This window comes from Paenibacillus sp. FSL R7-0297 (genome assembly GCF_038009025.1).
Lineage (GTDB): Bacteria > Bacillota > Bacilli > Paenibacillales > Paenibacillaceae > Paenibacillus_AQ.
This window is the reverse complement of the sequence record NZ_JBBPAQ010000001.1, coordinates 3,421,906-3,447,431: the sequence shown is the minus strand read 5'-3', so window position 1 is coordinate 3,447,431 and position 25,526 is coordinate 3,421,906. Positions and strand designations below refer to the sequence as shown.

20 protein-coding genes and 2 pseudogenes are annotated in these 25,526 nt (G+C 51.0%); 9 read left to right on the top strand and 13 right to left on the bottom strand.

Translation table 11 applies throughout. The features are described from left to right. Nucleotides 1-69 precede the first annotated feature (69 nt). The 3 genes from MKZ24_RS14990 to MKZ24_RS14980 all read right to left on the bottom strand — a co-directional run bounded on the left by MKZ24_RS14990 (nt 70) and on the right by MKZ24_RS14980 (nt 4,444). A complete protein-coding gene (locus tag MKZ24_RS14990) occupies nt 70-1,656 on the bottom strand; it encodes a glycoside hydrolase family 43 protein (protein ID WP_340784166.1) in 1,587 nt (528 codons plus the stop codon). Continuing rightward, complete coding sequence (locus MKZ24_RS14985; RefSeq protein ID WP_042243002.1) at nt 1,653-3,620, bottom strand: YjhG/YagF family D-xylonate dehydratase; 1,968 nt, start codon at nt 3,618-3,620, stop codon at nt 1,653-1,655. Before MKZ24_RS14985 ends, MKZ24_RS14990 begins: the two co-directional genes overlap by 4 nt. Nucleotides 3,621-3,685: 65 nt before the next feature. Next, entirely contained in the window at nt 3,686-4,444 is a 759-nt protein-coding gene (locus tag MKZ24_RS14980) for an IclR family transcriptional regulator (RefSeq protein ID WP_042238121.1), read from the bottom strand. Nucleotides 4,445-4,539: 95 nt separating this feature from the next. On the opposite strand from MKZ24_RS14980, the gene MKZ24_RS14975 reads away from it, so the two are divergent. From MKZ24_RS14975 to MKZ24_RS14960, 4 genes are all read left to right on the top strand, one after another. Beyond that, nucleotides 4,540-5,475, top strand: a complete 936-nt coding sequence (locus MKZ24_RS14975) for a dihydrodipicolinate synthase family protein (protein WP_340784164.1) — start codon at nt 4,540-4,542, stop codon at nt 5,473-5,475. A gap of 235 nt (nt 5,476-5,710) precedes the next feature. Beyond that, nucleotides 5,711-5,920 (top strand): sugar diacid recognition domain-containing protein, encoded by a 210-nt coding sequence (locus MKZ24_RS14970; protein ID WP_340784162.1) that lies wholly within the window; start codon nt 5,711-5,713, stop codon nt 5,918-5,920. After that, nucleotides 5,917-6,120: a sugar diacid recognition domain-containing protein gene (locus tag MKZ24_RS14965; RefSeq protein WP_340784159.1), complete on the top strand. Its 204-nt coding sequence runs from the start codon at nt 5,917-5,919 to the stop codon at nt 6,118-6,120. Before MKZ24_RS14970 ends, MKZ24_RS14965 begins: the two co-directional genes overlap by 4 nt. 69 nt (nt 6,121-6,189) lie before the next feature. Next, entirely contained in the window at nt 6,190-6,399 is a 210-nt protein-coding gene (locus MKZ24_RS14960) for a hypothetical protein (protein WP_052416635.1), read from the top strand. Nucleotides 6,400-6,928: 529 nt separating this feature from the next. Here the strand turns inward: MKZ24_RS14960 and MKZ24_RS14955 are convergent. The 9 genes and pseudogenes from MKZ24_RS14955 to MKZ24_RS14905 all read right to left on the bottom strand — a co-directional run bounded on the left by MKZ24_RS14955 (nt 6,929) and on the right by MKZ24_RS14905 (nt 16,268). After that, entirely contained in the window at nt 6,929-8,071 is a 1,143-nt protein-coding gene (locus tag MKZ24_RS14955; RefSeq protein WP_042238123.1) for a glycerate kinase family protein, read from the bottom strand. A 27-nt stretch (nt 8,072-8,098) separates the two neighbouring features. Continuing rightward, nucleotides 8,099-8,901: pseudogene (locus MKZ24_RS14950) on the bottom strand (GntT/GntP/DsdX family permease). A gap of 187 nt (nt 8,902-9,088) precedes the next feature. After that, complete coding sequence (locus tag MKZ24_RS14945; RefSeq protein WP_042238124.1) at nt 9,089-10,567, bottom strand: MDR family MFS transporter; 1,479 nt, start codon at nt 10,565-10,567, stop codon at nt 9,089-9,091. A 124-nt stretch (nt 10,568-10,691) separates the two neighbouring features. Continuing rightward, complete coding sequence (locus MKZ24_RS14940; RefSeq protein WP_042238125.1) at nt 10,692-11,120, bottom strand: MarR family winged helix-turn-helix transcriptional regulator; 429 nt, start codon at nt 11,118-11,120, stop codon at nt 10,692-10,694. A 104-nt stretch (nt 11,121-11,224) separates the two neighbouring features. Then, nucleotides 11,225-11,758: pseudogene (locus tag MKZ24_RS33105) on the bottom strand (HNH endonuclease signature motif containing protein); the annotation flags it as partial. A gap of 328 nt (nt 11,759-12,086) precedes the next feature. Further along, complete coding sequence (locus tag MKZ24_RS14920; protein WP_042238127.1) at nt 12,087-12,563, bottom strand: hypothetical protein; 477 nt, start codon at nt 12,561-12,563, stop codon at nt 12,087-12,089. 15 nt (nt 12,564-12,578) lie between these two features. Next, nucleotides 12,579-14,681 (bottom strand): DNA/RNA non-specific endonuclease, encoded by a 2,103-nt coding sequence (locus MKZ24_RS14915; RefSeq protein WP_340784152.1) that lies wholly within the window; start codon nt 14,679-14,681, stop codon nt 12,579-12,581. A gap of 130 nt (nt 14,682-14,811) precedes the next feature. Beyond that, nucleotides 14,812-15,870, bottom strand: coding sequence for a helix-turn-helix transcriptional regulator (locus tag MKZ24_RS14910; protein WP_340784149.1), 1,059 nt, complete (start codon nt 15,868-15,870; stop codon nt 14,812-14,814). After that, entirely contained in the window at nt 15,846-16,268 is a 423-nt protein-coding gene (locus tag MKZ24_RS14905) for a hypothetical protein (RefSeq protein ID WP_340784148.1), read from the bottom strand. Before MKZ24_RS14905 ends, MKZ24_RS14910 begins: the two co-directional genes overlap by 25 nt. 369 nt (nt 16,269-16,637) lie before the next feature. Here MKZ24_RS14905 and MKZ24_RS14900 point away from each other — a divergent pair, with 369 nt between their 5' ends. The 5 genes from MKZ24_RS14900 (at nt 16,638) to MKZ24_RS14880 (ending at nt 23,805) form a co-directional block, all read left to right on the top strand. After that, the gene (locus MKZ24_RS14900) at nt 16,638-18,428 is read left to right on the top strand and encodes a cache domain-containing sensor histidine kinase (RefSeq protein WP_340784145.1); all 1,791 of its coding nucleotides are present in this window, start codon (nt 16,638-16,640) and stop codon (nt 18,426-18,428) included. Further along, the gene (locus tag MKZ24_RS14895; protein WP_340784143.1) at nt 18,421-20,022 is read left to right on the top strand and encodes a response regulator transcription factor; all 1,602 of its coding nucleotides are present in this window, start codon (nt 18,421-18,423) and stop codon (nt 20,020-20,022) included. The genes MKZ24_RS14900 and MKZ24_RS14895 overlap by 8 nt, the downstream gene beginning before the upstream one ends. Before the next feature lie 87 nt (nt 20,023-20,109). Beyond that, nucleotides 20,110-21,066: an ABC transporter permease gene (locus tag MKZ24_RS14890; RefSeq protein ID WP_340784141.1), complete on the top strand. Its 957-nt coding sequence runs from the start codon at nt 20,110-20,112 to the stop codon at nt 21,064-21,066. 9 nt (nt 21,067-21,075) lie between these two features. Continuing rightward, nucleotides 21,076-21,978 carry a carbohydrate ABC transporter permease gene (locus MKZ24_RS14885; RefSeq protein WP_340784139.1) on the top strand — a complete coding sequence of 301 codons (903 nt, stop codon included), beginning with the start codon at nt 21,076-21,078 and terminating at the stop codon, nt 21,976-21,978. 75 nt (nt 21,979-22,053) lie between these two features. Further along, nucleotides 22,054-23,805: an ABC transporter substrate-binding protein gene (locus MKZ24_RS14880; RefSeq protein ID WP_340784138.1), complete on the top strand. Its 1,752-nt coding sequence runs from the start codon at nt 22,054-22,056 to the stop codon at nt 23,803-23,805. 342 nt (nt 23,806-24,147) lie between these two features. Here the strand turns inward: MKZ24_RS14880 and MKZ24_RS14875 are convergent, their stop codons facing one another. Beyond that, on the bottom strand, nt 24,148-25,362 hold the full coding sequence (locus MKZ24_RS14875; protein ID WP_340784136.1) for a helix-turn-helix domain-containing protein: 1,215 nt from the start codon (nt 25,360-25,362) through the stop codon (nt 24,148-24,150). Between the last annotated feature and the right edge of the window lie 164 nt (nt 25,363-25,526).

Sequence of the window (25,526 nt, the reverse complement as noted above, 5' to 3'; positions counted from 1 at the left end):
GTAATGGATATACAACCGCTCTTTCAGTGACGCCTGGTCCTATCGTATTTCAATCAATATTAACTACGCTTACACATCAAACTCCTGGTACTCAAAATAATCAAAATCCGCCGCATGAAGCGTTCCGCTCAAATCCTGCACACACATTCCGATGAAAGTCCCGGTAAAGCGGATGTAGGCCGGGAAATCATCGGACAGATGATAGATTTCCATGGGCCCGCCGATTTTCTCCCAAGCGGATTCCCCCGACTGATAGTGGAATTGGGCGAATTCCCGGTCGATCACTACCTTTAATGCTACGCTTGCTCCCGTCGGCAGCGGGACATCCGCAGTTAGGGTATCCTCATAGACCCCGTCCCGCGAGCGGATGATGCCCACGCATTTCCCGAGGGTCTCATCATGAGTAATCCGCAAGTAGAGATAATCCTTCGTATCATAATAGACAATTAATCCGGCCATCTGCTGGAAGTGCTGCGGCTCGAATTCAATGGCGGTTTCGGCGCTGCAGCTGAAAGCCTGCTGGCGCAGGGCAACCAGACTCTGGTGGTGCATGGAGCTCATGGATTCTCTGCCCCGGAGGCGCAAATACCCGGGGCGCTCCTGTAGCGATAGCCACGCTTCCTCAGCAGGCACACGCAGGGTGCTCCAGCGGACATCCAGCTGCGGGGCATCGAAATCATCACGGGGAGCCGGAGCGGAGAATGGATGCTCCGGAATGGCCGGACCGGGCACAGTAAGCGCCGGGGCGTTCCCGCCGCCGGCCAGGGTGAGCCAGCCTTCATCCGTGAATTCGCAGCGCTGAATAGCCGTCTCCCGGCCCAGATTACAATAATTGTCCTTCACGGGACGGCCGCATAAATGCACCATATACCATTCATCTGTATGCGTGTGGACAAGACTGGCGTGTCCCGCCTTCTGCAGCTCCAATTCACGATTTCCGGCAGAAGTCAGCAGCGGATGATTAGGGGCCGTTTCGTAAGACCCTTCGATTTGCCGTGACCGCGCCACGGTTACCGCATGATTATACTGTGTGCCGCCCTCAGCCGTAATGAGATAATACCAGCCGTCCTTCCGGTACAGATGCGGTCCTTCCGTGAGCTTCAGCTCCGTTCCCTTATAAATGGGAATGACCGGACCGGTAAGCCGCTGCTCAGTTGCCGAATACTCCTGCAGCACAATGCCGGCGAAGCTGTTATTCCCGGTGCGGTGATCCCACAGCATATTAACCAGCCATTTGCGCCCGTCTTCATCATGGAACAGCGAAGGGTCGAAGCCACTGCTGTTCAGATACACAGGCTCAGACCAGGGACCTTCGATATTCTTAGCAGTTACCAGATAGTTAGGCGTATCCTTGAACGCCCCCTGTCTGCTTTTGACATCGGTATAGATCAGATAAAAGAGTCCCGCATCATAAGTGAGACAAGGCGCCCATACGCCTCCGGAATCCGGATCACCTTCCATATTCAACTGCGATTTGCGGGTCAGCGCATACGTAAGCGGGCGCCAGTTTAACAGATCGCGTGAATGATGAATCCGTACGCCGGGAAACCATTCGAAGGTGGAGGTGGCAATGTAGTAGTCCTCCCCCGCCCGGCAGATCGACGGGTCCGGATGAAACCCGCGGAGAATCGGATTATGAATCAGATTTCTGCTCATGCTTTCTCCCCCAATGCTTGCCGTCCTGCTTCCAGTAAGGCAATGATTTTGTCGGTATCGTAGACACAGCCCTGCCAGGTCCCTCCGCTTGCTGCCTGCAGTGCGGCCCATAGCCGGGTGTCATCGGGCAGTCCCGGATCAACGGCAAGACCCGGATGCGGAGTCCGCGAAGCCAGAATCAAGGTGCCTGCTTCCTTCGACAGCGGCTGTCCCCCTTCTCCGCCTTCCCCGACCAGATTCACGCTCCCATCCAGCTTCACAGTATCGATCAGCACCTCTACCCAGTCATTATCCCGCAGCTTCCCGAGGGGACCGCCCGCCAGCGCTTCCGGTCCCATATGCCCGATGCAGGCACCGGTGGACACACCGGAGAAACGGGCATCCGTGATCAGCGTGACATATTTGCCGTAAGGCAGATGCTTGAGCGCGGATGTCAGCTGGTAGGTCTCTTCCATTCCTGTTCCGCTCGGCCCACGGCCGATAATGGCTAGGATATCGCCAGCCTTCACCTTGCCGTCCTTAATGCTACGGATCGCATCCTTCTCGGCAGTGAACACCTTCACTCTTCCCGTATGCCTATAGACTCCTTCGCTGTCCAAGACGGAAGGGTCAATCGCTGCCGATTTGATCACCGCCCCTTCAGGGCAGAGGTTCCCGGTGGGAAACGTCATCGTGGAAGCCATACCCTGCCGCTTGGCCTCTTCCGGGCTCATGATCACAGAATCCGGGTCAATACCGTCCGCTTCCTGTAATCTCCTGCGCATGTCCGTCCGTCTCTGCGAAGTCTCCCACCAGTCGAGATTCTCGCCCAGTGTCCGCCCCGTTACCGTCAGTACGGATTCATCAATCAGTCCCAGGCGCCGTAAATGCAGCATGACTTCAGGGACACCGCCTGCCAGGAACACGCGGATCGTCGGATGCGGCACCGGACCGTTCGGAAGCACACTGACCAGCCGGGGAACCTGGCGGTTCACCTCGTTCCAGTCATCTACTGTGGGAATCTTCAACCCGGCGGCATGGGCAACGGCCGGCAGATGCAGCAACAGATTCGTGGAGCCTCCGAACGCAGCATGCAGTACCATCGCGTTCTTAATAGCCTGATCTGTAAGAATATCACTCATCACTATCCCGCTATGCTCCATATGCTGAAGTGCGCGGGCCGACTGGCGGCCGATATTCTTCCAGACCGGCTGCCCCGATGGTGACAGAGCCGAATGTGGCAGTGACATGCCCAGTGCTTCAGCAATCACCTGGGCCGTTGCGGCGGTGCCGAGGAATTGACAGCCGCCTCCCGGGGTCGCGCAGGCCCGGCAGCCCAGATCTGCTGCATCCTCGAGCGAAAGTTCACCATTGCTGAACCGCGCTCCGATGCTCTGTACCTTGCCGGCATCCTCGCCGTTAACCGGCGGCAGTGTAACGCCGCCAGGCACGATAATCCCCGGAAGCTGATGCCGCATTCCGGCCAGCGCCAGCATCATGGCGGGCAGACCTTTATCGCAGGTGGCTACGCCCAGAACTCCTTTGCGGGTAGGCAGGGAACGAATCAGCCGCCGTAGAACCACGGCAGCATCATTCCGGTAAGGAAGAGAATCGAACATGCCCGTGGTCCCCTGGGAACGCCCGTCACAGGGATCACTGACATAACCGGCAAACGGTATCCCCTGATTGGCGGTGAGCTCCTCAGCAATTTCTTCCATCATCACGCCGATTTCCCAGTGTCCGGTATGGTAACCGAGCGCTAGCGGACTGCCGTCCTCCCGCCGGATTCCGCCCATTGTGCCGAGAATCAGATATTGCGGTCTGTTCAGCAGCAGCGGATTCCAGCCCATGCCCGCATTCTGAGTCATGCCGAAGATTTCTCCGCTTGGTGCACTTCGCAGCTGCTCTCCTGTAATCGGCAGCTTGCCTGCGGGACCCTCCGCAGCGGTATGTACAGGAATAGTATCATCTATGGCTTCCTTCATAATCTCATGCAATGTCAGCTTCACACTTAACCCTTCTTTCCTTCAGAATGAACTTGCCCAGACGATTAACACGAGGATAGTTTCCTCGCCAGCTCTATCACTTCCCGGACCGCAGCCTCCTGTTTATCGGCAAAAGCATGCTGCAGCATCGTGGTGCTTACAGCGGCAACGGCATTTCCTGTAGCATCCAGAATCGGCGCAGCCACACAGCTGATGCCCTGAATAATTTCTTCCCGGTCCACGGCGTAACCGGCCTCACGAATCTCAGACAATGCAGCCGTGAATTCCGCCCAACTCGTCAACGTGTGAGACGTAACCGCAGTTAAGGTTTTGCCGGAGTAACGTCTTAGGAGCTCGGCTTCCGGCAGCAATGCCAGCATCATCTTGCCCATGGCGGTCGCATGTGCCGGGAACCGCATCCCTGGGCTGGACTCCAGCCTCACAAGTGAGGGCCCTTCCTGCTTGGCCAGATAGATAATCTCATCCCGGTCAAGAACCGATAACTGAAAGGTTTCCCCGATTACCCTGACACTCTGTGCAGAGCTTACCAGGAACCGCTCCACCAGATTCGTATTCTGCTTAAGGGATTCGTTGTAAACCGTATTATAGTAGGAAACCCCAGCCCCCAGTGCGTAAGCCTCCCTGTCATCCTTCACCACCCATTGCAGGGTTTCCATCGTGCGTAGCAGCGAGAACATGGAGCTTTTGTTAATGCCCGTTTCATCGCACAGGTCGGTCATCTTATGTTCTCCGGGCTTCCTGGAGATTGCCGTAAGAATCAGATCGGCCCGTTCTAAAGCTGGAACCCAATATTTCCGGTCCAAACCTTCATTCCCCTCTCATAAATCAATTGATTAAGCCGCCTTAGTTCACTATAATAATCTTATGTTTATAATAACAAACTTGGAGGCGGAATAAAATGAAAATTTCTAACATGACCATGAGACCGCATCATACAGGCATCATCCCCCCGGTTCCGACGATTCTGGATCAATCCGGAAAATTCGACCCTAGCGGAATGAAGCTGCTGATCGACAGCCTGATCCGGCAAGGGGTTCAGGGACTCTTTTTCCTCGGGACAGCCGGAGAATTCAGCTTGTTCAGCACCGAGCAGCGCGAGGAAATCGCTGAGGTATGCGTTAAATACACGAATGGCCGTCTTCCCGTATGGATTGGTACCGGCAGCAATACGACAGCAGAGACCCTCCGCCTTACCAAGCATGCTGCGGAGCAAGGAGCAACAGGCGTCGTTGTCATTAATCCTTATTATTACAAGCTTAGCGAGGAGGCTTTGTTCTCGCATTATGCCTCAATTCTGGAAGCCGTTGATGTGCCGCTGATGCTGTACAACTTCCCGGCACTGACTGGCCAGGATCTGAGTCCGGCCTTCGTCAGCCGCCTTGCCGCCAAATACACAAATGTAACTGGAATTAAGGAAACCGTAGACCAGCTCAGCCATATCCGGCAGATGATTATGCAGGTGAAGGCGGTCAAACCGGACTTCTCGGTATTTTGCGGTTTCGATGAATATCTGCTGCCTACGCTTGCTGCCGGTGGAGACGGGGCGATTGCCGCCAGTGCCAACTTCGCACCGCAGCTGATGCTCGGGTTACTCAGCAGCTTCCTGAAGAATGATCTGGCAGAGGTGCATGAGCTGCACCGGAGAATCATAGAGATCCCTGCGCTGTATAGCATTGATGATCCTTTCATTCCTTCAATAAAAGAAGCCATTCGTCTGGCTGGTGTGCCGGTGTCCACCTTCTGTCTTGCACCCGTAACCCCCTGGAATGCTGACAAGGAGGTTAAATTGAAAGAGATTTTCAGCCGGGCGGGAATCTCCCAAATCTCTATCTAGTCCATAGTCCCCATAACCCGTAAAACACCGCTACGCTACTCTGCCTGGACCGTTTGGCCGCCCCCTTAGCTCCGGTACACCGGTTCAGCCTTTATTCTCCGTGCAGAAGCTCTATACTTTTGTTCAGATGCACAATGAAAGAGACTGAGGCTGCCTAGGCAGCCCTCCGGGCACGGCGAAGGGGGAAATTCCGGTTGTTTCAGCTATCCGAGAAGCAGGCACAGGAAATTGTAAAATGATGATGGATATTCCTTATAACATCATCATCATTAATCATCAGGGGATTATTGTCGGCAGCGGAAAGAAAGAACGGGTCGGCACCGTTCACCAGGGTGCAGTCAAGGCATTGTCCACCGGGCAAATGGTCGAGGTGCTGGAGGATGGTCTGTATGAGAAAAAAGGACCAACGAACCGATTGTCATCGTCAACACCCGCGTTGGTGTGATCGGAATTTCCGGGAGCCCTGAGGAAGTCCGGCCTTTTTGCAACATCGTAAGAACAACGGTATCCCTCCTGCTCATCGAACAGCGGAACACACTGGAGAATCTCGCGAATGAGGTATACCGCAAGAAGGCTATGCTGGAAATGCTGCTCGCCCATCTGGGAGCGTATTCCCAGAAATTAAGAAAAGAAGCTGCTGCATAACCAGCCGCTCCTGCTGCTGGCCTCCGGCAGACTGGAACCCAGCATTGCCGAGGGATACCTCAGGCCAAATTGGCCTTGGGTATACAGCTTGCGCTGAAGCCTGCTTCACAAGCCATTACCTTCGAAGAAGCTGAATTTCTGGTGAAGCTCAGCCATGCGAAGCTGTCGGACAAACCCGGCAGGGCGATCAAGCTGGAGGATACCGCCGATCTGCTGGAGACACTTAGAAGCTTCATCAACCATAACTGCAGCTCTTCGAGCTTACGTATGAATTGCTAGCGCTCTATAAGTAGAGCGGCTTCTCGTGTTGTTATGCCCGGGCGAGGATGCGGGCGAGGGAGGGGGTGCGGGTTGCGCGGGCGTCCCGTGCGGGTGTCGGTGCCGGTACGGGTGCTGGTGCGGGTGCGAGGGGGCGGATGCGGGTGTAGGCAGGCGGGTGCTCGGGCTCGGGTGCGGGCGGGTGCGGATTGCGGGGCCTCCCGTGCGTTGAATTACTGCCCCGCGTTTCCAAATGTTGTACGTAATACAACTCGGAAGCGTAAATTCAGGCGGTTTCGTAACGATTGTTGTATGAAATACAACAATCTGTGATTAGACCCGATATCACGGGAAGAATGTTGTATTTCGTGCAGGATTTCACCTCTGCGGGGATTATTTATAGTCTTATCTCCCGCACAAAATCAATAGCCCCTGGGAATTATCCCAGGGGCTATTCAATCAGGCTCAATTCAACTCAACTCAATCCAATTCAACTCAGCTATTCGCCCAGCTCCACTATTCACCTCGCTGCACTACCCGTCCAGCTCCACTATTCGCTAAGCTTCAGCAACCTCGCAATATTCTCGCAGGTCCGCTCAACATTAGCCGGGCCTTCAGCCAATAACTGCTCCAGGCTGGAAGCGCCCGGGACTATGCCGAAGATGGCATCAATGCCTTCTGCATACAGCGTTTCAATTCCTTCGCCGATGTAGCCGGCCAGGGCAATCACCTTCTTGCCGTTGGCCTTGGCGGTACGGGCTACACCATATGGTGTTTTGCCGAATTTCGTCTGGAAATCGATTCCGCCTTCACCGGTTAATACGAAATCCGCATCCGCCAGCTTCCGGCCTAGACCCGTGTATTCAATCACGATCTCGATCCCCTTCTGGAGTGTGGCCTGCGTGAAGATCATAAGGCCTGCCCCCAGACCGCCGGCCGCACCGGCACCGGGAAGATCCCGCACATCCTTGCCAAGCTGCTGCTTCACCACCGCCGCATAATGAGCGAGATTGGCATCAAGCTGCTGCACCATTTCAGGTGTAGCACCTTTTTGCGGGCCGAATACCGCCGATGCCCCGTGATCACCGCAGAGCGGATTCGTCACATCACAAGCCACAATCAGCTGAATCTGCTGCAGTCTTGCATCAAGTGAGCTGATGTCGACGCTGCTCAGCCGGCCCAGACTGCCGCCGCCGCGCGGCAGCAACTTCCCCGCCTCATCGATGAATCTCGCACCCAGCGCCTCGGCCATGCCTGCGCCGCCGTCATTGGTCGCACTCCCGCCGATGCCGATGATAATCTTGCGGATTCCCCGTTCCAGACATTCCATAATCAGCTCACCCGTACCGTAAGTCGTTGTGATCAGCGGATTCCGTTCCGCCTTGTCCACCAGCTGAATGCCGCTGGCAGAAGCCATTTCGATCGCCGCAGTCTCTCCGTCGCCCAGAATCCCGTATTTCGCCGTAACCGGCTGTCCCAGCGGCCCCACGACTTTTTTATAATGAATCTCCCCGCCGGAAGCATCGACAAGAGACTGTACCGTCCCCTCTCCGCCGTCTGCCATGGGAACATGGATATAAGCCGCTTCCGGATAAATCTTCCGCAGTCCGCTCTCCATCGCAAGACAGACTTCCTTCGCAGTCATACTCTCCTTAAAGGAATCCGGTGCCAGTACAAAGGTTTTCTCTCTCATTTCCACACCCCGTATATGATATTGATATTAGAATGAAAATCCGTAAACCAGCGTAGCCACAATCGTCATCGTTCCGCCGACAAGCGCTTCGTAAGGGATGAGCCCCATACGCTGTTTGATCGTCATCTTCATACTGTCCGCAGTAACGTGATAAGTAAGTGCCCTGCGGCAGCGAGTCGATGACCGTCGCCCCGGTATGGACCATAACGGCTGCCGCCAGCGGAGCCGTGTCCATATCCAGAATGGCCTGTCCGAAGGAACCGGTCGCCACAATAACCCCAGTCGAAGTGGACGCAGTTGCCGCTGCTATCAGAATACCGGAGATCGGTGCCAGGAACGTGCCGGAGATTCCGGACAGCTCAATGAGATGAACCACCTGATTCGATAAATCCGAAGCAGAGATCAAGCCGGCAATTCCGCCTGCCCCGATCAGGATCAGGACGGTGGCTGTCATTTTATGGAGACCGGAGGAAGTATACTGCAGAACCTTGTTCCCCTGCCCCATCGCCAGCATACCGATAATTCCGGCCAGCGGCAGAATATAAAGCGCATCTACTTTAAGTCTGGCCAGTGGCTTCAGCCGCCCCCGATTCCATCATGACACCAGCCAGGACTCCGGCGGCCAGCACCCGCAGAACCGTGCCCATTACACTTTGTGTACCGCTTACAAGAACGCTTACCGTCTGTTCCAGATTGGCTCCGCCAATAAGCGCCCCTACAATGGCTCCCAGGAACAGTGCGTATACCGGATTCAATTTTCTAAGGATCAGAATAATGGCAATTGCCAGTCCTGTCAGTGCTCCGTACCAACCAATGATTAATCCTTCCATTTCGAATATCCCCCTAAGTACTTGTTGAACACGCTCTCATTATACGGTCTCGGGGCAGTAAAAGAATATTGATGATCGGACGAAATGCATTGTGCAAGTGACCAATAGAAACCCGCTATATTTGTACTCCATTGTTAAAAGAGGACCTCCGGCAACTGCCGGAAATCCCCTTATGAACTCTCGAATATTAGGAAGCCGTCTGCCGTCTTGGCGTATCCGGCTGTGCTGCAGCATGGCTGTGAACGATACTCCGTCTCACGAAGAATCCGGCAATCACACCAATCAGCGTGATGACTGCCGCCAGAATGAACGCATTATGCACGCCTGCCGCCAGACTTAGTGATCCCATATCCGCTGCTGCGGTATCCAAATGAGTACTGATGTAAGTACTTTGGCCGGCAGTCATCACACTTACAATCAGAGCTGTCCCGACTGCACTGGCTAACTGCTGCAGGGTATTCATGATGGCTGTACCATGCGGATGCAGTTCCCGTGGCAGCTGATTCAGCCCGTTCGTCTGCGCCGGCATCAGGGTAAGCGCCAGACCCACTGTCATGCAGCAGTGCATAAGAATGATCATGTAGACTGGAGTATTTACGTCAACGCTGGTGAACATCCACATGGCAGCGGACAGAATGATCATACCCGGAATAACCAGTACCCGGGGGCCGACTTTATCAAAGCTCCGTCCGATAATGGGTGACAGTATGGCATTGACCAGCCCTGCGGGAAGCATGAGCAGTCCGGCATACAGCGCTGACAATCTCAGTGAGCCCTGCATAAAGATCGGCAGCAAATACGATGTAGCGAAAATCGTCAGGAAGCCGATAACAATAAACAACGTACCTGCTGTGAACATAGGATATTTGAACGCCCGCAGATTCATGATCGGCTGCTTCATCGTGAGCTGGCGCAAGATAAACAGTAAGAGCGCTGCAAGTCCGATAACAAGGCAGGCAATAACCTTCGGACTGCCCCAGCCTCCGTCTCCTTCGCCCACAACACTAAGCCCGTATACGATACCTCCAAAGGCGATGGTGGACAGGACAAGCGACAAAATATCAATCTTCGGTTTGGTGATCGTTGCCACGTTCTCAATATTAAGCAGCCCGATAATAAAGTCGATCACCAGGAAAGGAACCAGCACCCAGAACATCCAGTGCCAATCCAGCTTGTCGATGATCAGCCCGGACACGGTAGGTCCAAGCGCCGGAGCTACCATCATCACGAGACCTACCATACCCATAGCCGCCCCGCGTTTAGCGGGTGGAATAATAGTCAGGATCGTATTGAAGATGACCGGCATCAAGATTGCGGTACCCGCTGCTTGAACCAAACGCCCGATAAGCAGCATCCCAAAGCCCGGGGCAAGCCCTGCGGCCAAGGTTCCGAGCATAAATAAGCTGATCGCTGTCACAAATAGTTTTCTAGTTGTGAACCACTGCAGCAGTAAGGCTGAGACCGGCATAATGATGCTGATGACCAGAATGTAACCTGTGGTGATCCATTGTGCGGTTGAAGCGGAAAGATTCCACTCCGCCATAAGCACGGGCAGGGCCACGTTCATCATGGTCTCACTTAACAACCCGATGAATCCCCCTAATAATAGCGCAACGAGCACAGGGATTACCTTGTATTTCACCTTGATTTGTGTTGCCTCATTCATGTACTAACGTTCTCCTCTCGAATTGCCTAACCATATTATCTATATGTTCGATTATTATATGTTCACTTATTAAATGGAGTCAAGGTTTTTCTTTAAACTTTCTTTTGGCAAATTCATTCCAGAGCTATGTCGACAGCGTCTTTAGGCGGGCAATGAAATCATGCATATCCGGCCCCAGTCTGGAGAAAAACATCTGGTCCGCGCTCATAACAATCCGGCTGGCACGTTCCATAACAGCTACACCGGATTCGGTCAGTGAGATCAGCTTGGCTCTGGTATCCTGCGGATGCGGCACACGGCTGATATACCCTTTTTTCTCCAATGTTCTCAGCACTTCTGAAGCCATCATCGGATCGATATCAGAATTGTGGGCAATCTGAATCTGCGTCACACCGGACGCGCTTTCCCGCTCATTCAGTGCATGGCAGGAACGCAGCAGCGCAAATTGGACATGTGTCAGATCCACCTCCCGCAGCTCAGCTTTCATTAACTTTTGCCAATTGTTCGTGACTCTCCACATGATATAACCTATATCTTCCGTATATTGATCCATTCCGCGTCTCCCGTCGTTGTTGCTGCATTATATTTGTTCATTATAAGCAGGAGAAGAAGCGCCGTCAAAAAATATAGATGCTCCCCATTCCGATTATTTTGCTGCTAAATTACAACATCCTGATATCCAACATCAACTACAGCTTCATCCAATAAACGAAGTCCCAGGCCATTTTCCTGATCCCATGTACTCTTAAATAGAATCCCAATATCTTGTCCTTCCCTTTTTAAATCTCTCCCTACTATTTATCCGCAAATCCTTCAGGTTCAAACGCACCCGCGTTCCACCAACACCACCAAGATGTTCAAATGTATTGTTTATCTTTGTTGGGACAAGCTGCATTGTTTTAACATCATTTAATTCGTGCCATGTTAATTTGTATTTATCTCTTTTGTTCTGATGCCTGACGAAAAAACAGGTCAACTTTGGTGGAATCCACTTATAGTCGGTCTGTAAATGAAATAGAAATATTTTGACAAAGAATACTTTGCTGAATAGCCCCCCCAATTTTCTTTCAAAGTATTAAAAGTATTATATGAAGCATACTGTTTTTCACTAAATTCGCCATCTTCTTCACCATCTACCATCAAAGCAATATTGACTTCTCCTCCGAAAAACTCAATTGTAGTATCCTTGCTTGATTAACAAATCTGTTGTCAACGGTTTTAATAAGACCATTAAGAATGAATATTATCTTTTCTTCTTAACCGGTACTGCCGAACCCCTATGAGAAACGAAAACAACAAAAACAAGTCAATCATGGGGGCATCTGACCACAATTGACCTGTCCTGTGTAATAGAATAGCGACACTTTCTTCATCATAAAAGAATACTTCAAGTAATTGACTTAGGTCATAACTTGACTCTCCCTCCTAATTGAACGAACATAATTTCTGTTTCATTTGCAATTAGGCAGTTTGGTGACCAACGTTAGTCACTTCCAAAAAAGAAACAAAATCATTGGGTTCAGACTTTATTATTAGTTAGTCCCATTTTAATTTGTTCAAACCATTCCATAGAAATGTCATCTGCAGTTTTAACAGGATCATTAGTATGTATCAAATCATATTTATATTCAGCATTAAGACTATTCTTATCTACTTTGTAAACTAGTTTAATTTCAGTGGGCATTTCTCTGTTGTAATCATTGCATAATTTATATATTTTTTCGATGTCTCCATTTATTATTCTCATTACTCCTCTTTGCCGGTCTACAGATGTATTATATTGAAATTTATTTTCATTTTTTTCCAAAGCATCATTTAATTTATTTTTTCTAACAACTTTCCCATTAATCAAGAAGAAAAAATCACTGGAAATGACCTTTTCCTCAAATGAGCAATAGATAAATATTGTATCAGCATTATTACTAACATACTCCAAACATATAGAGACCATATCCGCTTGCAATTCACTAAAAAAATCTTCAAACACCTTATTCATTGATTGATCATCCTTTCAATTCAATAAATCCTTAGAAAAAAATTCTCCATCTATCTCGTAATCTATAATAAACTTAGATGGTCGTAAGTTATCTCCCTCATATTTCACTTCAACATTTACTTTTACTTGCTTTCCTTCCTTTATTGCTGCCGCCCACTGATTTTCAATTTTTTTATACTTACTCAAATTCACATTACTTGACTGAGATACAAGGTTATCAATCTCTGGTGACCCTCCAAATCTGTCTCCTGCCAAATGACCTGCATGGTCTCCAGTTACTTTGCCTGGTGTATTTGCATCATGCGGTAATCTTTCATCTCTTGCCGTTAATTTTAGCTCATCCGTACTAAACTTTTCAATTCTACCCAACTGATCTGTTTCATAATTATATTGGTGCTCACCGGCCTTATACTTCGCATTAGGTATTAGTTTCCCTGTATCATCAAAAGGATTATCAGCAAAAGTCTTTTCAGGTACTTCACCCGGCCCCTCAACCCTACCGCCGTTGCCACCCATTTCATCCATCGCATCAATATATTGCTGCTGCACCGGCGTCTTCGGCAACGCTGGGGTATCGGGTATTTCCCCTGCCTTGAAGGCAAACCCCTCCGGTGTCTGTAAGACTGGACCCAGCTCCGGGAGCTTCGACTTGATTCCTTTCAGGGCATCCTTCGCCGCCTGGCTGACGACGTCTTCCACCCCGCTGAACACTTTCCCAGCTTTGCCAATTTTGGTGACCTGCAGTCCCGGAACCAGTATGGACGCTACCGAGCCCAGCATCGCTGCCTTCTCTTCCGGGGTTCCTTCGTCAAAATTATGATAAGCCATCTTGGCCGCTTCCACCAGTACTTCCGGATGCTCCATGATATACACCGCTTGATTCTTCATTTCCGTTGTTGTTTTGACCGGGTGGACCACAAGCTTGAAGGCAAATGTAGCCGTATCCGCCACACCCATGACGACCTCTGTGATCAAGCCTTCCCCAAAAGCCCTTACTACCGCGTCCGCTTGTACGACTTTTTTCCGCCATTCCGTCATACCGTACGTGTCTTCCAGCCACATTTCATAGGCCAGCACCTGATTGGTTACTTTGGGATCAGAAATCCGCTCCATATAATAGTTAAAGGTCGTCTCATTTCGTTTGTTGCTAGCGGTAATCGGAGTGCCATCCGGCAGTTCCAGCGGCGGACCGTTCAGCCGTCTTGCAGCTTCGATCTGCTCCTGGACCTGCCTCACAGCCTCAGCGATCCTGATCTCCTCCCGCTTCACTTCCAGCTGGCTTCGCGCATAGTTCCCAGCGGCACTCTTCTCCATCGCCAGCCGCAGCAGCAGGAGATATTCTTCGTTATGTATGAGCGGTACACTCTCCGCCGTGATCGACGGATCATAATCGCAGGCTTTGACAGCCGGCTGCTTGAAATAGCCGCTTAGATCCTTCCCTGGTTCATATTGGACCTTGGCTACACCCAGCGAAACCAGCTTCCGGCGTGCTTCCTCGGCCTGCGCATGGACAGCCTCCATCTGCGTCTTGTTCCCGAACGCTTCATAGACCTTGAAGGCCATCTGCGCCTTCGCGATCCCATCCCGCGCCGCGAAGATATCCTTCAGCTTGCTTACGGCCGCAATACCCTCTACGGTCAAAAGCCCGGACGTTTGGATGATATTCCGCAGCTTCTGCACTGCCGGATCGTTATTCAGCTCATCCTTTCCCAGCAGGACGGTAACCGAAGTGATCAGATGCGATACACTCTTCTGCACAAAGGCTGGAATGGAAACCCGCCCGGCAGGACCTTGTGTCCCAAAGCTTCCGAATACACCCGCGAGAAGACTAAACTGCTGCGTGAGCTTGTCGGCCTGCCGTTTATTCTCCTCCTGGAGTCCTGCAACCCCCTTCAGGGCGGTCCGGATAATATCCTCCAATTTCTCTGCTTCTACGGTTAATTCATTGATCATGACCTGGGACTTCACGAGGTGGTCTCCCAGGGGAATTCCGCCCCAGCCGCTGGACTGGCCCTTCAGCTGCAAATACAGCCGGTTAGTGTCCTGGCTTACCTGGCCTATTCTGGTCTGCAGGCGCTGGACTTCATTCTCATTAAATATAAGCTTCCTGGAAGACAATATCATCCCTGCTTCCTTGTCAATATATATCCATTATTGTTATGCAGATTCCTTCTTTATCGGATTAATCTTCCATAAATTTAAGAGATAACCATTGAGATGAAAGAGTAAGGGATGGTAAACACTTCGGCTATTGATCTATTGACGCAGACAGTACTTTTTGCTGATTACGGTATTCTACCGGACTCACACCTTCACTTTCTTTAAACACCCGGTTGAAGTTCTTCGTGTTCTCAAACCCGGATTTCTTGGCGATCTCGTAAATCATATCATCTGTTGTTTGGAGCAGCTGCTTGGCCTTACCGATCCGGACTTTCTTCAAATAGTTCACAAAATTCTCTCCCGTGTATTCCCGGAAGACCTGGCTAAAATAAGAATAGTTAAAGGACACTAGATTAGAAATAATGGTCATATTAATATTCTGCGCATAGTTCTCGTGAATGTATTGGATCGCCTTCTTCATTTCTTTATTATCGATCTGCACGGATTTCAGGGTTTGGAGGTTGCCATCCAGCAGCAGGAACAGGCTCTCTACTTCACAGGAATAGTCTTGGAAACAGCTGAACTGATATAAATCGCTAACCTTGCTGTACTGTTGGAGTATTTCCGTTGATTCTTCTTTACCATACGATTGAAAGGTTTGATCAAATACAAGTTCGTTCAAGGCTCTGCTAATTCCCTCAAGATACCCGATATTCTTCGGGCTGATATCCGCAGCGTCCAATATTTCACGCAGCAGGCCCAGCAGCTCCTTCTCCCGCCCTGAACCCAGCATATTTGCAACCCTTTTGATTGTATCAGCCGGCACCTGATAGGCGTTATCCTTAAGGCAAACCTCTTCGAATGTTACGATACCGGGTGCGGGCAGCATGAAAGTATGCTTCAAAGAAACAGCCGCCTCCTCATAAGCAGAGTACAGCTTCTCCATCCCATAATTCAGCCCGCTTACGGAGATATTCAGGTGAGAATCTGCCTGCATCAGCAGCCTTGTTACTATCCGAGCAGCATGCATCCCTTCCGTCAGGATAACAGCCTGCGTATTCCGGTCAAAAAACCGCACAAAGCGAAAATGAAATGCAGGCTGAAGCTGTTCTATTAACACTTGAAACTGCGCCTTAAAGGTCATCGACCCTAGTGCCTGCAAATCCCCGGCATGTTTAATCATTACTGCATGAAAACCGTGATCCATCCAAACCAGCTCCAGCTGGGCCAGCCGCTCTCTAACCTCTTCCGGCTCCGCTGATGAAAACCTTTATAGGCACCCCTGGTGAAGGTCTGCACACTCTCCTTAATGAATGCCTCAAGTGAGATTGTACCAATATCCAGGTTGTTGGCGAATACCCCGTAATTCATCGAGATGAAGGAATAAGCCTGAATCTCCGGATTGATATCGGTCAGCTTCCCCTTGCCGGCCATCACCGTGAAATAATTCGTCAAAATATTTATAAATTGTCTGGGATGCTTCAATGTTCTTTCCCTGAACCCCGGTAGATTATCCGCTTCCTTCACGCTGATCATAATCATTTTGCGGTTGCGGTTCATAATTTCATGGTAGGTCCGGCTGATTAGCAGCAAGTCTGTCTGCAAATCCCAGATAGCCAAACTTGGCTGAGAATGAAGGAAATTTCGTGCCAGCCCCCCCAAAGCTTCTAGCTGCTGCCTAAAGTTCTCCTGAATCGGTTTATCGGCGTCAAAATTTGAATCAAAGCTAATGCCTATGAATAAACGAAACGATACGTCAGAAAACAAGTGGAAGTTAAGCTCCATCAACAAGCTTATGTGTGTGAGGAGTAGATTTACCGGCTGAGTGTAAACGAACACGTCCTCCCGCAGAGCTATCCGGACTCAGATGACCTTATTTCGTGGAAAAATAAATTACATATATTGCTTTGCAGTTTGCAGATATACTCTTATGTAAGCGTCAACAATAAAGGACTGACGGAGGGGATTGTATTCGTGTATACCCGTATCATCACCCTGATGAACAATCTGAAGCTCAGGACCAAGCTCTTTCTATCCTTTGGTTGTGTTGTCCTGATTCCGGTGCTGATTGTGGGGGTGTTCCTGACAAGTGAACTGCAGAATATGGCTCTGGATAACGCACTGGAGCAGATTACAGCCAATGTAGACCGGGTCAAAAAAAGAACCGGCGAGATGCTGAATGTCCCGCTCGATATCGCCTACCGGCTGTCCAATGACAGCCGGCTGGAGGAGGCTGCCAACCACCGTTATGAATCGGTCTATGATGTGGTGCAGGCTTACCGGGATTATCCGGACTTCCGGGAATTCGTTAGGCTATACAAAGAAATCTCGAGCATCCGGCTGTATATTGACAACCCGACGGTGCTGGACAACTGGGAATTCCTCCAGGCAGATGCTGCAGTAACGCAGGAGTCCTGGTATCAGACCGCCCTTGCCCAGAAAGGGCTGGTCTGCTGGAATTATATCCGTGACAACCGTAACGGCCAGTATTATCTCAGCCTGATCCGCAAGATCGATTTCCTGAAGCAGCGGACGACCGGCGTGCTGATTGTGAATGTGAATACGGAGAGGCTCAACGCCATTCTGGATCAGGAGACCTTCGAGACCATTATCGTTGATGAGAACGACAACATTGTTGCCTCGAACCGTGCAGATTCGCTGGGCAAGACGCTGGAGGACATCGACTTCAAACCGCTGTCTCCCCTTGCCGGACAAGGACCGGCCGATGTAATGATTGGCGGCATGCCCTCCAAAATGCTGCTCGATGACTGGCATCCCGGGGGCAGCTTGAACAGCCTGCGGATTATCTCCATCTTCTCGGTAGAGAGCATTGTGGGTGAGCCCAACCGGATTATCTCACTGGCGTCTATGGTCATTATCTCAGCTCTGATTCTAGCAATTATCCTGATCTACTACTTCTCACGGCTGCTCACCGGACGCATGCTGCACTTAAGCAAGCATATCTCCAAGGTCGCGTCCGGGAATCTGGAGGCGAGGCTGGTGATAGACGGCAAGGATGAGATCGGCCAGCTGGCAAGGCAGTTCAACCATATGGTAAGGAATATTAACGATCTGATGAGCGAGGTGCAGGAATCGAACCGCCAGAAGAACGCCACCCTGCTGAAGCAGAATGAGATTAAATTCAAGATGATGGCCAGCCAGATCAACCCTCATTTCCTGTTCAATGCCCTGGAATCGATCCGGATGAAAGCCCACTCCCGGGGCCAGACCGACATCTCCCAGGTGGTAAGGCTGCTCGGTAAGATGATGCGCAAGAATCTGGAGGTCGGTAATGGAAGAATAGCGCTGCAAAGTGAGCTGGAGACCGTAAGCTCCTATCTGATCATCCAGAAGTTCCGCTATAATGACCGGCTCGCCTATGAGCTGTATGTTGATCCGGCAGCGAATGCAGTGCAGATACCGCCGCTGATTATTCAGCCGCTGGTAGAGAACTGTGTCATACACGGACTGGAAAACCGGATGGACGGCGGAATGGTCAGAGTAGACATCAGGGTCGAGAATGCCCTGCTCAAGGTGGAGGTATCGGATAACGGAGTAGGGATCTCAGCTGACCGGATCGCTGAAATCCGGCAGATGCTGGACAACAAGGATGATTATGACACCAATAATATCGGAATGCGCAATATCCACCTGCGTCTTCAGCTGACCTATGGCCCGGAATGCGGCCTGAACCTGGCCAGTCAGAGCGGATACGGCACGCAGATCAGCTTCGACATCCCCCTAAGGAGTGATTCCTATGTATAGTGTATTAATTGTTGATGATGAATTGTCTATCCGTGAAGGACTTGTCACCCTGCTGGACTGGGAGAGCCTTGGCTACCAGGTGGTGGATACCGCGGCCAACGCGGTTGAAGCCCGGCATAAATATGAGCTGTATACCCCGGATCTGATGATTATCGATATCCGCATGCCCGGGAAGGACGGACTGGAGCTGATCCGGGAGCTGCGGGAGGAAGAGGCGGATATGCATATTATCATCCTGAGCGGCTATGCCGACTTCAGCTACGCCAAGCGTGCGCTGTCTTACGGCATCGATAATTATCTGCTTAAGCCTGTCGATGAAGATGAACTGCAGCAGTATCTGACCAGCCTGTCTGACGTGCTGAATGCACGGACTATAGACCGCAGGAATCATGCCGCCGTCAAGGTATGGAGCCGGGAGATGCTCGTCCAGTCCCTGCTGATGAAGAGCCGATTGCACCCAGCAGCGCCCGTAATGATGGACCCGGTACTGGAATCCGGCCTGCTCTGGGATTCCTATCAGGTAGTCCTGATCCGGCTGCTGCTCCAGGATCATGCGGATAACGGACCTTCCACCGCCGTCAAGGCCAGACTTACGGCAAGCTTTGAGAACAACAGCTGGGGCATCGTCTTCTCGCTGGATTCTTATCTGGGCGTGCTGCTGCAGCCCTCTTACCAAAAGGAGCTGGTCCGCAAATTAATCGTGCAGAATATCCGCGAAGCATCCGCCGCCGAGGGACTGGAATGTATTATTACCGCCGGAGACATGGTGGACAGCCTGGATGAACTCTCCGTCTCCCATCAATCGGCGCTGGCCCGGATGAAGGATCATTTCTTCTATGATGAGCCGGGGATGATCGGTCCAGACTCGCTGAAGATGAAATCGGGACTTCCCGTTAACCTCCCGGATGCGGAGAGCAGCCTCGCACCTGTGATGGATCGGCTGTATTTTGCCATGGATACCGGGAACCTCACAGTGATTCCTTCCCTGATCCAGGAAGCCTGGGATATCATGACTGCCGCAAGCTTATCGGAGATGGCTGTGAAATCCTATTACGTCCGGACGGTTACGGGCCTTTTCAACAAGCTCTCCCTGGAATTCAAGGAGCTGGTCCAGGCGCAGAGCCGGGTGGACGGGCAAATCCAGCAAATCTACAGGCATACCTCGCTTCCCCAATTGCAGCGCTATATCACGGATCTGCTGGAGCAATATGCTGGCGGAATTATCCGTGATGAGATGAATGTCTTAATGAAGCGGATGCTGGACCTCATTCACCGGCATTATGACGAGAATCTGAAGCTGGAAACCCTGGCTGATGTGTTCTCTTACAGCAGTGCGTACCTCGGCAAGCTGTTCAAGAACAGTACGGGCAGCTCCTTCAACAGCTATCTGGACAATGTTCGCATCGGGAGAGCCAAAGAACTGCTGGACCAGGGCTGCAAAATCCATCAGGCCGCTAGCGAAGTCGGGTTCAGCGATGTGGATTATTTCCGTGAGAAGTTCAAAAAAATCACAGGCCTCTCCCCCTCTGTCTACCGGCGGAAAGATTCACTGCAGGAGGATGATTTTTCAGAAAGCGCTTACGAAAAGGACTGATTTCCCCCTGTTTTTCCGCGTAAATCTTCGGGTGTTTCCCCGTTTCCCGGAAGATTATGATAAAGCCATATCGAAGGAGGGACATAAATGAAAGCGATTACTCCCGCAATGAAGCCGGAGCTCAAGAAACCAGCTTCACGCTTCTGGGCCAAATTCCGGCAGCAGAAATATCTCTATATGATGGCGGTTCCCTTTGTCCTGTGGGCCTTTGTCTTCAGCTATCTGCCGTTATGGGGATGGATGATGGCCTTCCAGAAGTATAAGCCGGGCAAATCTTTTTTGGAGCAGAAATGGGTCGGCCTGCAGTATTTCAGGGAGCTCTTCCAGGATGAACAATTCTTCAATGCCCTGCGCAATACTCTGGCGATGAGCCTCATGGGCCTGCTGGCCGGATTCATCATTCCTATCCTATTCGCCATTCTCCTGAATGAGGTCAGACTGCAGGTGCTGAAACGGTTCGTCCAGACGGTATCTTATCTGCCCCACTTTGTGTCCTGGGTGGTTGCCGCCGGGATCATTACCAAGATGCTCTCCACCGACAACGGCGCAGTCAATGACCTGCTGCTGAGTCTCCATATTATTAGTGAACCGGTCCAGTTCATGGCCAAAGGCAATCTGTTCTGGGGAATCGTGACCGCGTCTGATGTCTGGAAGGAAACGGGCTGGAACACAATCATCTATCTCGCCGCGATCTCAGGGATCGGTCCAGAGCTGTATGAAGCCGCCAGAGTCGACGGGGCAAGCCGGCTGCAGCAGGTGCGGAACATTACACTGCCGGGCATCCGGGCGACGATCGTCATTCTGCTGATCATTTCCATCGGCCATCTCATCAGCATTGGGTTCGAGAAGCAATTCCTGCTCGGCAACAATCTGGTGCGCGACTACTCGCAGACGCTGGATCTATATGCGCTGAACTACGGGCTCGGAATGGGACGGTTCTCCTTCGGGACCGCTATTAATATTTTCAACTCGGTGGTTAGTGTGATTCTGCTGTTTACGGCCAATGGTATCTTCAAAAAAATAACCAAGGAAAGCATCATTTAGGAGGCCCTTATGCTGATCAAAAAACTGGCCGCCGCGTCCTGGTCGGACCGCATCTTCGATTTGGTTGTCTATATTGCAATTACGGTGGTGACTGTGGCTACACTGTACCCTTTTCTCAATGTGCTGGCGATTTCATTCAATGACTCCACGGATAGCATCAAGGGCGGTATTACGGTCTACCCCCGGGTGTTCACCTTCCAGAACTATGAGACGATCTTCGCCTTCTCCGGTCTCATTACCGGATTCAAAATCTCTGTGCTGCGCACCATCATCGGGACCCTGCTCGGCCTGATCAGCGCCTCTATGCTGGCCTTTACCCTGAGCCGGGTAGACTTTCAAGCCCGCAAATTCGTCTCCACCTTCCTGGCGCTGACCATGTACGTCTCGGGCGGACTCATTCCTTTCTACATTCTGATCAAGAATCTGCATATGATGGGCACCTTCGGCGTCTACGTCCTTCCCGGTCTAGTAAGCGCATTCAATGTATTCATCATCCGCTCTTTCATTGACGGCCTGCCATACGCCCTGCAGGAATCTGCCAAGCTGGACGGGGCCAATGACTTCACCATCTTCTGGCGGGTAATTCTGCCGCTGACCAAACCTGCACTCGCTACCATCGCCTTATTCCTGGCCGTCGGCCAATGGAACGCGTGGGTTGATACCTATCTCTACAACGGCTCAAATGACGCGCTGACGACACTTCAGTTCGAGCTGATGAAGGTCATCCAGAGTACCACGACCAATGCGGATAATTTCCGTGGCCGGAATATGGTTGAGGTTATGGCCCAGATCTCCCCGGAATCGGTCAAAATGGCAATCACGATTGTTGTCACCGTACCTATTCTAATTGTTTATCCGTTCCTGCAGCGCTACTTCGTCAAAGGTATGACGCTCGGTTCGGTCAAAAGCTAGTTCGTTCACTGGTATCGCCAGGCAAAGCCTGTGTATACAATATATTCTCACCAGATAAAGGGAGGGTTTCTATTCATGACAAGAAAGACAGCGAAACCGTATGTGCTGCTGATGATCTTGACCTTACTGCTTACTGTGCTGGCAGGCTGCAGCGGGAATAATAACAACAACAAGAATACAGCGGAGAATACCGGTGCCAAGGCTACCAATAGCGGGAATGCGGCCGCCACTGCTGAGGCTACGGCAGAAGCCGAGGATTTGAGTCCATTGACACTTTCCTTCTTCGCGGAAGATCCTAATCCGAACTGGAATAACATGAAGGACGAAGTCAGCATGGTCCTTACGGAGAAGACAGGTGTCACTCTCGATGCCGAGTTCGCCGTAGGCGATCCGCAGCAGAAGATCGCACTGATTGCTGCCGGCGGGGAATATCCCGACATCATCTCGGCCAAAGGAGATATCGGCAAGCTGGTCGATGCCGGTGCTGTCATTGACTTGACTGAACTGATTGATAAATATGCGCCCAACATCAAACGGGTGCTCGGCGACAATCTGGCCCGGGCGAAATACACAAATGAAGACCAATCCATCTATTCGATTCCTACCTGGGCAGCTGTAGATGAGAAGAAATTCGTAGCCGGCGGCGGCTTCGAGCTGCAGCACCGGGTAGTGAAGGAAGCCGGATATCCGGAGATCAAGACGGTCCAGGATTATGAGAATGTAATCAAGGCCTACCTGGAGAAGCATCCGACTGACGAGAACGGCAATAAGAATATCGGCGTATCCCTGAATGCAGATGACTGGCATATGTACATTTCCGTAACGAATCCAGCGGTTGCAACTACCGGCGGTTCCGATGACGGGGAATATTATGTCGATCAGGAGACGCATGAAGCGATCTACCACTTCCGCCGTCCGGAAGAGAAGGAATATTTCCGCTGGCTGAATCACATGAATGATGTTGGCCTACTCGACAAAGAAAGCTTCGTTCAGAAATACGACCAATACAAAGCCAAAGTGGCAACTGGACGCGTTCTTGGCCTGATTGACCAGGACTGGGACTACAATGACGCACAGCAGGCTTTGAAAACTGCCGGTAAATTTGATCAAACCTACGGCCATTATCCTGTGACCTTGACCAGTGAATATAAGGAAACCAGCTTCTGGCCTACAGGCTTCATGGGCGGCTACGGGATCTCGATCTCGACCACTAACCCTGATCCGGTCCGGACGATTAAGTTCCTGGATTATCTGGCTTCCGATGAAGGACAGATCCTCAACAACTGGGGCATTGAAGGCAAACATTATGTGCTTGAGAACGGCAAGCGCGTTGTCCCTGCCGAAGTGCAGGACCGCATTAACAATGACAACACGGCCTTCACCAAGGAGACCGGCATCGGCTTCTACTGGAATATGATGGTCCACTACGGTGACGGAGCTAAGGATTCTACCGGCAATTATTACACCAAGAATTTCCCTGAGCAGCTGGTACTCGGCTACAGCGATGTTGAGAATGAGACGCTGGCCGCTTACAAAGCAACTACCTGGAAAGATCTGTTCCCAAAAGAAGAAGAATTTAAAGAAAAAGCATATGGGGCAGCCTGGAACATTGCGATTCCCGGCGAGGATGAAGTCTCCATTCTGGGCAATAAAATGAAGGATATTACATGGAAACGCATCCCGCAGGCTATTCTGGCCAAACCGGCTGAATTCGATAAAATCTGGGATGACTACATGGCCGACCTCGAGAAAGCCGGTGTTAAGAAGATGGAAGCAGGCTACACCAAATACGTGCAGGACCGCGTGGAGCTGTGGAGCTCAAAATAGGGTGTTCGTTATTGCTTGAGCCACAAATGATTAAAGATATGGAGCCTGTACTATTTAAGAGATGGACTTAAAGCTTATTCGTTACTGCGGTGAACATTTGGACTTCCGGCCGCTGTTGTCCCCAGATATCTTCAATTTCCACCGCTGTTAGCGGTTGATATCCGGGGACAAAGGCGGTCGCTATCGCTCCTACAGTTCCAAATTTCCCCTTCGCTCCTTTTCGCTTTTTGTTAATCTCTATAGTACTTTTTCCTTTCTCTAAAGATTTAGAGTTCAACCAATAGTTCACATGCAGAACCAACCGTGCGAGAAGCTGCACGGTTGGTTTTTGTTTGTGATTGTTTAGTTTTGGTGATCGTGGAGTTCGTGGTAAGTCTGTCTAATTAGTTCCGCATATTCAGAAGGCGGATAATCCTTTACCTGATCATAGGCAAACTCCACCTCGTGGCGGGCTTCCTCCATCCGGCCTTGCATAGCGAAGATCTTCGCTTTGTAGGCATAGGCAGTGAGCAGGTCGACCCGGTCAAGCGGATGATAGACCTGGTCGTTCAAGACTACTTTGGACAAGTCCGCCAGTGCCTCTTCATTCCTCTCCAGATGGTAGAGAGCGGTCCCCGTCATCATATGGACAAAAGGCATGAACTGGCTGTCTTTCGCCGGATAATGCTCCGCCAGTATCAGCACCTCCCCGTAATTCCGCTTCGCAAGAGCCAGTCTAATTTCGCCAAGATGCACCAGCTCCAGTGACTCCGCAGCTTCCGTGAACTGTGCGAACAGCTTTGCCTTGCTTAGGTACGCCTCTGCCTGCTCAAGGTCATTGTGAAGCAGGGCCAGATGGGAGAGTAGACGGTACAGATGATCCGACAATGAGTAGACCCCTTCTTCGTGCGACAGCTTAAGTGCCGCCAAGGCAGCTTCCCGGCTGCCGGAGTACTCTGCCAGTGCAGACAACGTAACACTTTCCGCATAATAAAGATCGATTTCAAATAAAAAATCGTTGCCTACCTTATTGTTCACATATTCCTTACGGACACGGCGAATCAGCTCCAGGCCATCCTGGTATCTGCTTTTGGCGAACAATAAAGCATAAGCCAAATACTGAATCTTGGCACGCTCTACAAATAAACCGAAACGCTCATAGATTTCAACAGCCCGTTCGATTCCTTCTTCTCCGCCCTCTATTCCGGTATGGTAGCAGGAGCCCACATAAAACTCCATCAGCCGTGCGGCATCCACTGCCATCGGAAGCGTATCCTTCATCAGCGGCTGGATTTCCGTGACAATCTCCTTATACTGCTTCGCCTTGTACTGCTGCTCAATCTTACGGACCAGCGGACCCAGCTCCGCTTCGTGTTCGCCCTCCAGGAAATAACCGGCATCTGTACCCAGACGCCCGGCAAGGAATTGCAGCGTATTCATCGAAGGCAGAGCCCGTCCGTTCTCGATTTGGCTGAGCATGCTTTTGGTCATATGTTCCCCGGCCAGGTCAGTCTGCGTAAGGCCCTTGGCTTTACGTAACTGCTTGACTTTATCGCCGATTGTCAGTTTAGTCGTCATCTGCTGTGCCAACTTTCTTTGGTTGCTTTTCTTCCAGTATAGCCTAATATTCAAGCGAGAAAAAGCCGCATCAAGACAAAAGTTAAATATAATTAAACTTTTCATTGCGATAATCAGATTCAACCGCTACAATAAGTTTAATATAATTTAACTTTTTCGGAAAA

Bases quoted from the DNA above. Each gene is read 5' to 3' on its own strand.
- MKZ24_RS14990 (WP_340784166.1), bottom strand. From the start codon at position 1,656: ATGAGCAGAAATCTGATTCATAATCCGATTCTCCGCGGGTTTCATCCG.
- MKZ24_RS14920 (WP_042238127.1), bottom strand. From the start codon at position 12,563: ATGAATAAGGTGTTTGAAGATTTTTTTAGTGAATTGCAAGCGGATATG.
- MKZ24_RS14885 (WP_340784139.1), top strand. From the start codon at position 21,076: ATGCTGATCAAAAAACTGGCCGCCGCGTCCTGGTCGGACCGCATCTTC.
- MKZ24_RS14910 (WP_340784149.1), bottom strand. From the start codon at position 15,870: ATGGATCACGGTTTTCATGCAGTAATGATTAAACATGCCGGGGATTTG.
- MKZ24_RS14955 (WP_042238123.1), bottom strand. From the start codon at position 8,071: ATGAGAGAGAAAACCTTTGTACTGGCACCGGATTCCTTTAAGGAGAGT.
- MKZ24_RS14940 (WP_042238125.1), bottom strand. From the start codon at position 11,120: ATGGATCAATATACGGAAGATATAGGTTATATCATGTGGAGAGTCACG.
- MKZ24_RS14890 (WP_340784141.1), top strand. From the start codon at position 20,110: ATGAAAGCGATTACTCCCGCAATGAAGCCGGAGCTCAAGAAACCAGCT.
- MKZ24_RS14985 (WP_042243002.1), bottom strand. From the start codon at position 3,620: ATGAAGGAAGCCATAGATGATACTATTCCTGTACATACCGCTGCGGAG.
- MKZ24_RS14880 (WP_340784138.1), top strand. From the start codon at position 22,054: ATGACAAGAAAGACAGCGAAACCGTATGTGCTGCTGATGATCTTGACC.
- MKZ24_RS14895 (WP_340784143.1), top strand. From the start codon at position 18,421: ATGTATAGTGTATTAATTGTTGATGATGAATTGTCTATCCGTGAAGGA.
- MKZ24_RS14970 (WP_340784162.1), top strand. From the start codon at position 5,711: ATGATGATGGATATTCCTTATAACATCATCATCATTAATCATCAGGGG.
- MKZ24_RS14945 (WP_042238124.1), bottom strand. From the start codon at position 10,567: ATGAATGAGGCAACACAAATCAAGGTGAAATACAAGGTAATCCCTGTG.
- MKZ24_RS14875 (WP_340784136.1), bottom strand. From the start codon at position 25,362: ATGACGACTAAACTGACAATCGGCGATAAAGTCAAGCAGTTACGTAAA.
- MKZ24_RS14975 (WP_340784164.1), top strand. From the start codon at position 4,540: ATGAAAATTTCTAACATGACCATGAGACCGCATCATACAGGCATCATC.